This is a genomic window from Mesorhizobium delmotii, from assembly GCF_900149755.1.
Classification (GTDB): Bacteria; Pseudomonadota; Alphaproteobacteria; order Rhizobiales; family Rhizobiaceae; genus Mesorhizobium; species Mesorhizobium delmotii.
The window spans coordinates 7,744-18,589 of record NZ_FUIG01000001.1 but is presented as its reverse complement, the minus strand read 5'-3'; the positions used below and the strand labels follow the sequence as shown (position 1 = coordinate 18,589).

The window sequence follows — 10,846 nt, the reverse complement described above, 5'->3', positions numbered from 1 at the left end:
TGACAAATCGTGCCGTCTGGACCACTTCCGTTCTGCGCTCACAATTGGAGCTACATTTGCGCATTGTTCGCTATTGGGCACGACAACAGACGCTTATCGTTTGCGACAATGAGAATTAGATAATCCGGAATAAATCATTGCGCAGTTTACATTTTTGCGAACTCCCACTGCAATTAATTGTGCTATCGAAGCTTCAAGCCTAACAGCGTGTTGGGGAGGGATTTGTTAAGCGCGGTCGGGCCCCTGACAGCCTGCAGGGACATATGGCTGCTAGGTCTACGGAGTCGCCGACCTCGCACCAGATCTCGCGTACGACAGAGGAGGAGAACTGCAAGGGGCCTTGGGTAAACATTCGAACCCAGCTATGACCGTTAGCCAAAGGACCATCCTGAAATCCTCAGCTGCGGTTGGTGCGCTGGCCATCACCCTCTCACGCGGAATTCTTCCGGTGGTCGCCCGAGAATCCGCAGACGCAGGAAGAGCATCGCAAGCTTGAGTTGTGTGCGTCAAGTTCTGCAAAAATGGCGTGGCATTCAGCGGTGACGTTGGCGTGTCCGCCGCGCAGCCCCCGTGTTTAGCGGAGCGGCGGACATGGCGGCCGCGTCTCAGGCGGCCAATGCCCTCAGGTTCCTTCTTGGGCTCGCGCAGATGATCCATGTTGAGGTAGCGGGTCGCCTCGAGCCAGTTCTCGTGGATCTCCACCGCCAAATGCCCGAACCAACCGAAAACAGCTCTGCGGGTTGGGGAAGATGCGAACGACCAGAGTGCGCCGCTTGATCTCCTGGTTTAGCCGCTCCAGCATGTTCGTCGACTTCATGTGCTTGTGATGCGGCAGCGGCAGCCGGTAGAAGCTCAGCGTCTCCTCGATGTTGTTCTCCACCCAATCCACCAGCTTCGGGTATTTGGCCTGCCATTTGGCGATCCACTGCGCCAGGTCGCGCTTGACCTCGGCTAAGTCGCGCCGGTCATAGAACCATCTGAGCTCCATCAGGCAGTCGTCATCGACCTTGCGCGGCACGTAGTCGAGCGCGTTTCTGAGGAAGTGCACGTAACAGCGCTGCCAGACTGCCTCGGGCAGGACTTCGCGGATCGCTGCCCGGAGCCCCGGATGGTCTCGGAGACGACGAACTCGACGCCGGCGAGCCCGCGCTGCTTGAGCCCTGCCACGAACGCGCCAGCTCGAATGGCTCTCCCGGTTGGCCAGTTCCACGCCCAGCACCTGGCGCCGGCCCTCCCAGTCCACGCCGATCGCCACCAAGACCGCCTGGCTGGCGATCACGCCGGCTTCGCGCACCCGCTCATAGCGCGCGTCCAGAATGAGGTACGGGTAAGGTTCGGCAAGCCGCTGCTCAAAGAACGCCTTCAGGGCTTCATCCAGCCGCGCCGTCGCCTCGCTCACCGTCGAGGCCGAGAAGGCGTGGCCGCACAGCTCCTCGGTGATCGCCTTCACCTTGCGCGTCGACACGCCTTGCACGTACATCTCGACCAGCGCCGACACCAATGCCTTCTCCGAGCGCTGATAACGCTCGAACAATTCCGTCGAGAACCGGCCGGCCCGATCCTGCGGAACGCGAAGTTCCAGGACCCCAACCCGCGTCACAAGCTTGCGCTCATAATAGCCGGACCGGTAACCAACCCGCTCCGCCGTCCGCTCCCCTTTCTCGGCCCCGATAGCCTCCGTCATCTCGGCTTCCAAAGCCTCCTGCACGACAGTCTGCAAAACTCTGCGGAAGCCGTCCTCATCCGACAACAGCAACGCTTTCAACTCGCCTCTGCTCAGTCTAACGTCTCGCTTGGTCATGGCACTTACCCTTCCACGGGAATCGGTGATCGCAACGTCACCAGCGTGCCATGGCCGCCCCTCGCCTCAGAGTAAGGGCTGTTCTCTCTCCAGAGCTTTTTGCAGAACCTTCAGGACACTATCCAAGCTCGGGATCACGGTCGGCGCCACATCCGACTCCCTTGATCCTGCAGCATGATCTAATTCACAGGATTCGAAAGTCCGCTTTAATAGCAAGAATTACGCGAAACTGCGCGCTGCGCTGATGACTCTCTTACCAAGGAAAGGAAGCCCTGGCGCCGTTGCCGATTTGACGAGCGGCGTCATAATATATAATGTCCATTTTATCTCAGAGGGATGACTGCCGGCGGCTGGCCAACCTTCGGAACGGTTCTTGAAGTAAAGGGATAGGCTAAGTGGATCTGGGGCTAGAGAATAAGCGTGTTCTGATCACAGCGGGTTCTGCCGGTATTGGAAGGGCGGCAGCAGAACACTTTGTTCCCGAGGGAGCAAAATTGCTCATCTGTCACGCACGTTCAAGTCGCTAGCATGACTCTTGCTGTTCCAGGCGCTCATCCGACCCAGATATCCTTGCAGTGCAGGCAGAAAGCCCCTGTCCTCCGTCCGCGACGAATTTAGGTCCACACGTGCAGCCGCTCTTGGTCACCCACCGCGTAGGTCACCTTGTCGGCCCTGCCGGTGAAGCCGTGTAGAGGCGGCAGCGCACGGGAAACCTGAGCGTTCGACGGCGAAAATATGCACGAATACTCCGCCCCCTCGACCGGTTTCGTCGACGAAGGGCGAAGGCGTGATATCGGCGAGTTCCGCCTTTGGTGGCCGCTAACCGTTGAGGGGCAGCGCCGGCCTTGCACCGGCTTCCCTCTTAGCTCCGCTGCGGCCGCGCCGTACAGAGAACCACGACACAGCAGCCCGCGCTTTTGCCAATATCGCATAACGAAATGTTTATATCGTTATGTGAGCGCTTTTTGCGCTGTCCGCGTTGCCCAAAGTCGCATGGAACAAGAGGGGGCGTTTGCATTGTCAACATGTTCAGTCTGCACGCCGTTGGCTATGAAGGCATGGCTTCACGACAGGACTGCCGGCAAATCGGTTTCAACAAGATGTTGCCCGGAAGCGATCGCGTGCAGCCGCAAGATTGGCATACATCATCTGTCGGGATTGCCGACGTGGGACCGAGCAGGCTTGTCCGGTTTTGGCGGCTGACCGATCTTTGAGAGCACGAATCATGCTTTCGGCCACGGAGACCGGCACGGCCGATACCCGTGCAAAATCTCCGCGCGGCCACCGCTCTCGCTTCGAGAGGTGGAGCAGCTTCTCATGCTGCGATACAGGGATTGAAAACGGGTCGGATATGCTCAGCCACCATGTCATCGAGGTAGAGAGCTAATTATGTTAGATGTAAATCGTTTGCGACATCATACTGAAATATAAACAACATATTCATCAATCTATTAAATAAGCAGTTTGCGAATGAAACAATTCAGCGCCAATTTTATGTAATATTTTATAAGTACATCTGGCTTCTTGCGTTGACTTCCGGCAAGGAGATATTACAACTGGCCAACAAATAAGGAAGGAATCACAGTGTTAGGCTTGCTCCAAGATCCGTCACAATTCAGTGGCTTCGGCCAAAGCCTCCCCCTGAGAGGAAAATGCCCTTAGCTCAAGCCAAAGGCGGATGAACTTGTTACGTGCCCCCGAGAGGGGGGGGGCGCAAGAGACACCCAATTCGAGGCACCATGGCCAAAGTAGCAATTGTGACAGGATCGGCAACGGGCATGGGGGCGACTTGTGCCATCGAGCTCGCGGCGCGGGGCTGGAACGTTACGATCAACTATACTCGAAGCAAGAAGGAAGCCGACGAGACTTATGCCAAAGTCAAAGCGCAAGGTGTTGAAGCCATCGTCGTACGGGCCGACGTGGGGCACGATGCCGATTGCCGCAATCTGGCCGCCGAGACCCTGAGCGAATGGGGGCGCATCGACGGCCTTATCAACAACGCTGCCACCACAAAGTTCCAAAAAGTCGGCGACCTTGAAGACGTCACACCGGAGGATTTCGACCGCATATTTCGCGTGAATACCACAGGCGCTTTCATGATGGGCCGTGCTGTGTTTCCGGCCATGAGAAAACAGTGGGAGGAACGCAAAGAACGCGGCGCGATCGTGAATGTGTCCACCAATGCCACCCTTATCGGCAACGGCAGCTCGCTGCCGTATATCCTGTCTAAGGGCGCCCTAAATACTCTTACCCTGATGCTGGCACGCTGGCTCAGCCCCGCCGTTCGGGTGAATGCCATTTCCCCCGGCCTAATCCAGACCGGTTGGATGCTGAATGGCGTGGGCGAAGTTGAATACAACAAGATGAAAGAAGAGGAGGAACAGCGAACGCCCCTACGCCAGGCAGGCACACCGGAACAGATGTCCGAGGCTGCGCTGTTCTTCCTGACGGAAGCGTCAAACATTACCGGTCAGAACATTGTTGTCGATGCCGGCAGCCATCTTGGATTACTGCCGAAGCCTTGCAGCTAAACTTGGACCGGCATGCGAGCGAAAGGGAATCCCAAGCCGGACTCTTATGTTGAAGAGGTAAATATGGACCTGCAATAGAGAGACGATTGCCATCCTCCGGCGAACCGGGGCGTCGCGTAAGGCCGGTCGGGCTCATCGTCTTCTGCGATAGAGACTCGCGTTTCGCTCGCTGGCGGCTCGAGCGCTCTCCATCACATAAAGTCATTGGCCGCATTACATTTTTGGGCGGTTCCCAACGCTTCCAAACGTGCTACCTGAGTGCAGTGGCGGTGGAGAGCCCGCCCATGCCGGAGCTTCCTTGCAGGGCCTGGCAGATCGCTTGACTGCCTGGTGAATGCGACTCGCTGCCCATGTCTCGGATGACTCAGCAACTAAGAACAAGAGGAGAGCTGCTATGAGCAAATGGGGTAAAAAGTCGAGCCCGCCTATCACTGCTAGCCGAAGGGAAATCCTCAAATCCGCGGCCGCCGTCGGCGCTTTGGCCATCACGTCGTCGAGCGGAATTCTTCCAGTCTTCGCTCAAGATCCCGCCCCGAATAAGGGCGGCCACTTCAAAATTGGAATCGGAGCAGGTTCGCCTTCCGATTCCCTCGATCCTGCAACTTACTGGAACTCCCACATACAACTGCTCGCCAAAACCCTGCATGGCTATCTAACACAGATAGACGCCGACGGAAATCTTAGCGGTGAGCTCGCCGAATCCTGGGACGTGACGAAAGATGCCAAGACCTGGAGCTTCAAGCTGCGGAAAGGCGTCGAGTTCCACAATGGCAAGAGGTTGGAAGCCGATGATGTCATTGCCTCCATCAATCACCATCGTGGCGAGCAATCTAAGTCAACAGGGAAATCCCTCGTTGACTCAATCGACGAAATCCGAGCGGACGGCAAAGGCACAGTGATCTTTGTCTTGAGAGAAGGGAACGCCGACTTTGCGTACCTTCTTGAAGACTTCCACTTGGCCATTATGCCGGTGAAGGATGGAAAGGCGGACGTCTCCGGAGTAGGTGCCGGAGGCTATGTGCTCGATCACATTGATTATGGCGTCAAGGGCACGGGCAAACGCTTCGCCAACTATTGGAAATCGGATGCGGCCTGGTTCGATTCATTCGAGGCTCTTTCCGTCCATGATGTCACAGCGCGCACAAATGCGCTGACGACCGGCCAGATCCACGCGATGGACCGATGCGATCTGAAAACGGCCCATCTATTGGAGAGGAATAAAGGTCTGGAGATTTCATCTCTCGCCGGAACCCAATTCTACTCCATGGTCATGCTTTGTGAAGCCGCCCCGTTCGACAACCCGGACGTGCGACTGGCGCTCAAATACGCGATCAATCGGCAGCAGCTGCTAGACACCTTGCTTCACGGACACGGAAAACTTGGCAACGATAATCCGATCGGGCCTACCTATCGTTATTTCGCCAAGGATCTGCCACAACGCGAATTTGACCCAGAGAAGGCGAGGTTCCATCTGAAGAAGGCTGACCTTTCGGAGTTGAAAGTTAGTTTGTCTGCTGCAGATGCTGCTTTTGTAGGCGCAGTCGACGCCGCAGTGCTTTACCAGCAGGACGCAGCCAAAGCCGGCATCAGTATTGATGTAGTCCGCGAGGCAAATGATGGCTATTGGGAAACAGTTGGCGGCAAGAAACCGTTTTCCGCGAGCTACTGGCTAGGCCGGCCTACCGCCGATTGGATATTCTCCATAGGTTATGCCGCTGATGCTGTGTGGAACAACTCTCATTGGAAGAACCCCCGTTTCAACGAACTGCTGCTGGCTGCGCGGTCCGAACTTGACGACCACAAGCGCCAGGAGATGTACACAGAAATGCAAGGCCTTTGCAGAGACGATAGCGGAGAAGTTATCCCGGTCTTCGCGAATAACGTCAATGCGCTGTCGAAGAAAATCGGCCATAAGAAGATGGCGCCAAACTGGGATTTGGACGGTTTCCGTTGCGTAGAGCGCTGGTGGTTCGCTTGATGCGTGACTTGATGCAGCGTTGAAATGGCTTCGATCTCTAAGATCATCGGTCAGCGCGTCGCTTTGGGCGGGGTGACCTTATGGATTGTTTCTCTCGTGGTATTCGCCGGAGTGCAATTTCTACCAGGTGATATAGCTACTGAAATGCTCGGGCGGGCAGCAACCCCCGAGACAGTCGCGGCATTCCGCAAAAGTCTCGGCCTGGACTTGCCCCTTTATCTACGGTACCTTCATTGGCTGGGTGACGTACTCCGAGGAGATTTGGGAACGGCGCTCGCCAGCGGCCGAGATATCGGCGAATTGATCCGACCAAGGCTATTCAACACTCTGTTTCTGGCGCTAACCGCCGCGACGTTGGCGGTGCCTCTAGCGCTGCTAGCCGGCCTACTTGCGGCGCTCCATCGCAACACGTTCTTTGATCGCATGATCAATGTGCTTACGCTCACCTCAATTTCGTTTCCTGAATTTTTTATCGCCTATATCCTCATCATAGTCTTAGCGGCGAACGCTGGCATTTTCCCGAGTCTCTCCGATGTTGATTCTGCGGCCGGCCTTGCCGGCCGGCTGAATGCTGTCGCCCTTCCTGCACTTACGCTTACGCTTGCGGTACTGGCCCATATGACGAGAATGACCAGAACGTCGATTATCAATCTTCTTGCAAATCAATATATTGAGACAGCTCGGCTCAAAGGTCTGTCAGAATGGCGCGTGCTTGTTCGACATGCGTTGCCGAACGCTTGGGCACCGATCGTCAACGTTATCGTATTGAACTTGGCATATCTAATCACGGGCGTAGTGGTCGTCGAGGTTGTCTTCGTCTACCCTGGCCTTGGGCAACTCATTGTCGACTCGGTACAGAAAAGAGACATTCCTGTCGTGCAGGCCTGCAGTCTGATTTTCGCGGCAACTTACATCCTGCTTAATCTCACGGCCGATGTCCTGTCAGTCATAAGCAATCCGCGCCTTATGCATCCAAAATGATGGGCGATCCCTGTGAACAGCCGATGAGCGAACCAAATGGCAATCATTGAACCGCCAGCAATGCTTATTTTGGGAGCCAGGAAGTTTGCCAAAGCGCCGCTAAGCGCAAAATTCGGCATAGTAGTCATCACGATATACGTACTTACCGCCCTGTTGGCCCCGCATATGACTCCTTACGGTGAAGCCGAGATTATTGGCATGCAATTCGAACCGTGGAGTTCCAAGTTTTGGCTCGGCACCGACAACCTTGGGCGGGATATGTTAACACGACTTGTATTCGGTGCTCGAAACACAATCGGCGCCGCGTTTCTCACGACCTGTCTCGCGTTTTCTATTGGCGCCTCCGCGGGCTTGGCAGCTGCCACCCTGGCCGGATGGCCGGACCAAATCTTGTCACGCCTCGTGGATGTTCTGATGTCCATACCACAGCTGATCTTTGCGCTGCTGCTGCTCTCTATTTTCGGCACCTCCGTTACCGCGATGGTGCTCGTCATTGCTGTCCTGGACTCGACGCGGGTGTTTCGGCTCACCCGGGCCGTAGCGATCAACGTCGCGGTTTTGGACTATGTCGAAGCAGCAAGGCTTCGCGGTGAAGGATCCACCTGGATCATGACACGCGAGATACTGCCAAACATAGCGCCTACCCTTATCGCCGAGTTCGGCCTCCGGTTTTGCTTCGTGTTCCTGCTAATTAGCGCTTTGTCATTCCTCGGACTTGGGATGCAGCCGCCTATAGCCGATTGGGGTTCGATGGTCCGTGATACCGCAGGATTGATTTCTTATGGGGACATCACTCCGCTTCTTCCAGCCGGTGCGATTGCTCTACTGGCGGTGGCAGTGAATTTAGTTGCGGACTGGTTCCTCCACTCAGCAAGTGGGCTCAAAGAGGAATGAGGTCGCTCGCAAAGCGCCGGCCTATTCTCCCGGGTGAGCTCAAGCGCGACGCCGCTGCCTCGGTTCAGTCGTTTGATGTGATTGTGCGACGAACGTCGCATTCAGTGCGGCGCCGGCCCTTCGTAGCGCCCACAATTAATAGCCGGCGAAGCGGATCAACAAGGCGGACCCTGCAAATGTCAAATGGACTCTCATTGTCGGACAAGCCGGGTAACGTGACGCTCTCCACGGCCGCGCAAGCCAGCCGGCCTGGAAAACCCGACACGTTGCTCAACGTACGCAACCTCCGGATCGAGGCGACGATCTACCCACCGGGCGAGAGCCCAAAGAACATGGTTCTCGTCCACGACGTTTCGCTAACGCTGAAACGGGGCAAGGTTTTGGGACTGATTGGCGAATCGGGCGCTGGCAAGTCCACGATAGGTCTGGCCAGCATGGGTTATGGTCGAGGCGGGGTCAAAATAACTGGCGGCGAGGTCATCCTTAACGACCGTGACATTCTGAAGGTCGGCGCAGGCAGTATGCGCAAACTCCGGGGCCGCGAGGTCTGCTATGTTGCGCAGTCGGCGGCCGCCGCATTCAATCCCGCCCACCGGCTGATGGACCAGGTGGCGGAGGCGGCACTTCTTCACGGCATGGTAACGCGGACCGAGGCCGAGAAGCGGGCGATTGCTCTGTTCAAAAAGCTGGGCCTCCCTCATCCCGAGAACATTGGCAAACGTTTCCCCCATCAGGTCTCAGGCGGTCAATTGCAGCGCGTCATGACGGCCATGGCGCTTTGCTCGGAGCCTGACCTCATTGTCTTCGACGAGCCAACCACAGCGCTCGACGTCACCACACAAATTGACGTGCTGGCGGCGATCCGGGACGCCATCCGTGACACGGGCGTTGCGGCACTCTACATTACCCACGACTTGGCGGTGGTGGCGCAGGTCGCGGACGAGATAATGGTGCTGCGCCACGGCAAACTCGTAGAGCAGGGAATGACGCAGCAGATCATCAACCAACCGCACGAGCAATACACGCGAGCCCTCGTTTCAGTGCATCACATAGATCACGAGGAGAAGGACGGCGGCACTGCGCCTTTGCTGTCAGTCAAAGGCGTGACAGCAGGTTACGGCGACGGAGCAATCAAGGTCTTACGCGATGTTTCCCTGGAGCTTCGTACTGGACAGACGCTCGCTGTAGTCGGGGAATCGGGCTCTGGAAAATCGACGCTGGCGCGGGTGATCACTGGGTTGTTGCCGCCTTCGGCAGGCAACATCCAGTTCGACGGGCGTGACCTTCCCCGGCACTTGGCCGAGCGCTCGAAGGAGGACCTTCGGCAACTTCAGATGATCTATCAGATGGCGGATGTTGCAATGAACCCGCGCCAGACCGTGGCAACGATCATCGGGCGACCGCTCGAATTCTATTCTGGGATCGGCGGCGCCGAGCGTGACCAACGCGTGGCCGAACTGCTTGACAAAATCGAGATGGGCAGGAGCTTTGCGGATCGATATCCGGCAGAACTGTCGGGTGGCCAAAAGCAGCGTGTTTGTATCGCCCGAGCGCTTGCGGCAAAGCCGAATCTGATCATTTGCGACGAAGTGACTTCGGCCCTCGACCCCTTGGTCGCCAACGGTATCTTGAAGTTGTTTCTGCAATTGCAGAAGGACGAGGAGGTAGCTTACCTCTTCATTACCCACGACCTTGCAACGGTGAAGTCAATTGCCGATTCGATCGCGGTGATGCATCGCGGACGAGTGGTACGCCATGGCCCAAAGGGTCAGGTTCTCGCCCCACCGTTCGATCCCTATACCGATCTTCTCCTGTCATCCGTTCCGGAAATGGAGGTCGGCTGGCTAGATAAGGCAATCGGTTGCCGACGCATGGAGAGCGGCGGGAACTAGCCGCACTCTGTCGCTCTTCATATGGCACACCGACTTAGATTCAGGCATATATGTCGTCGCTGCCAGTCCTAGTGCAAGCACTATTAAGAGTATCCCTGTGACGAAACAACAGATCGACGTGATCACGTCGATTGAGCGGCGCCGGCCCTGGTCTCGCGAAAAGAAGGAGCGCCTTATCGCAGCGCGTTTGGAGGCTGACAGTGTTTCCGGCGTTGCACGATCCAATTGTCGCCTTTCACCCAATAGGGCATCGACAATCTTCGGCTAATCGTTGACGAGCGCAGGACTACCGGGACGCTCCGCCCAAAACCCGCCGCAGGAATTTTCCGAGACCGTAGCCAATGCGGTCATGGCCGTATGGATATGCCAAACCGGTTGCGGCGTAAGGCGCGCGCGTAGCCGCCTTCTCGCTTCATAGAGCGCTTACCGGTTCTGCTTTGAATCAGACACTTCCCAGCGACTTGCCCTGGAGACTGAAGTCGAGCTCGCGGAAACCCAGTTGATGTTGGGTTGACGATATTGCATTAGCTCGTCAAAGCAGATGACAGAGCATTCTGGCACGACCACAAACGTGCTAGGAGCTGGCGCTTCGTGGCCGTCCATGGCCTCCGTCGAAAATGGGCGGCTACGACATTGAAATTTGCACCTCAGGTAGGAAACCGGCTGGAGGGCTATGCCAAAAATTATTGATGTTGAGCTGACCCGGCTTCGTATCGCTAAGGCAGCGGGTAAGGCGATAGCGGAGAAGGGCATTTCCGCAGTTACAATG

Annotated in this window: 7 protein-coding genes and 1 riboswitch; of the genes, 6 read left to right on the top strand and 1 reads right to left on the bottom strand. The window is 56.6% G+C overall.

The annotated features are described in order from the left end of the window. Window positions 1-622: 622 nt before the first annotated feature. Window positions 623-1,801, bottom strand: a complete 1,179-nt coding sequence (locus tag BQ8482_RS00080) for an IS256 family transposase (RefSeq protein WP_123145736.1) — start codon at window positions 1,799-1,801, stop codon at window positions 623-625. 395 nt (window positions 1,802-2,196) lie between these two features. On the opposite strand from BQ8482_RS00080, the gene BQ8482_RS00075 reads away from it, so the two are divergent. From BQ8482_RS00075 to BQ8482_RS00045, 6 genes are all read left to right on the top strand, one after another. Next, window positions 2,197-2,328, top strand: a complete 132-nt coding sequence (locus tag BQ8482_RS00075) for an SDR family NAD(P)-dependent oxidoreductase (RefSeq protein ID WP_123145735.1) — start codon at window positions 2,197-2,199, stop codon at window positions 2,326-2,328. Window positions 2,329-2,542: 214 nt separating this feature from the next. Further along, window positions 2,543-2,714, bottom strand: a riboswitch (cobalamin riboswitch). Window positions 2,715-3,540: 826 nt separating this feature from the next. Beyond that, the gene (locus BQ8482_RS00065) at window positions 3,541-4,332 is read left to right on the top strand and encodes an SDR family NAD(P)-dependent oxidoreductase (protein WP_123145733.1); all 792 of its coding nucleotides are present in this window, start codon (window positions 3,541-3,543) and stop codon (window positions 4,330-4,332) included. A 394-nt stretch (window positions 4,333-4,726) separates the two neighbouring features. Continuing rightward, window positions 4,727-6,310, top strand: coding sequence for an ABC transporter substrate-binding protein (locus tag BQ8482_RS00060; RefSeq protein WP_123145738.1), 1,584 nt, complete (start codon window positions 4,727-4,729; stop codon window positions 6,308-6,310). 24 nt (window positions 6,311-6,334) lie between these two features. Then, complete coding sequence (locus BQ8482_RS00055) at window positions 6,335-7,291, top strand: ABC transporter permease (protein WP_123145732.1); 957 nt, start codon at window positions 6,335-6,337, stop codon at window positions 7,289-7,291. A 36-nt stretch (window positions 7,292-7,327) separates the two neighbouring features. After that, the gene (locus tag BQ8482_RS00050; protein WP_244602579.1) at window positions 7,328-8,185 is read left to right on the top strand and encodes an ABC transporter permease; all 858 of its coding nucleotides are present in this window, start codon (window positions 7,328-7,330) and stop codon (window positions 8,183-8,185) included. A 215-nt stretch (window positions 8,186-8,400) separates the two neighbouring features. Beyond that, window positions 8,401-10,077, top strand: coding sequence for an ABC transporter ATP-binding protein (locus BQ8482_RS00045; RefSeq protein ID WP_244602581.1), 1,677 nt, complete (start codon window positions 8,401-8,403; stop codon window positions 10,075-10,077). The last annotated feature ends 769 nt before the right edge of the window (window positions 10,078-10,846 follow it).

Bases quoted from the DNA above. Each gene is read 5' to 3' on its own strand.
- BQ8482_RS00080 (WP_123145736.1), bottom strand. From the start codon at position 1,801: ATGACCAAGCGAGACGTTAGACTGAGCAGAGGCGAGTTGAAAGCGTTG.
- BQ8482_RS00065 (WP_123145733.1), top strand. From the start codon at position 3,541: ATGGCCAAAGTAGCAATTGTGACAGGATCGGCAACGGGCATGGGGGCG.
- BQ8482_RS00060 (WP_123145738.1), top strand. From the start codon at position 4,727: ATGAGCAAATGGGGTAAAAAGTCGAGCCCGCCTATCACTGCTAGCCGA.
- BQ8482_RS00055 (WP_123145732.1), top strand. From the start codon at position 6,335: ATGGCTTCGATCTCTAAGATCATCGGTCAGCGCGTCGCTTTGGGCGGG.
- BQ8482_RS00050 (WP_244602579.1), top strand. From the start codon at position 7,328: ATGGCAATCATTGAACCGCCAGCAATGCTTATTTTGGGAGCCAGGAAG.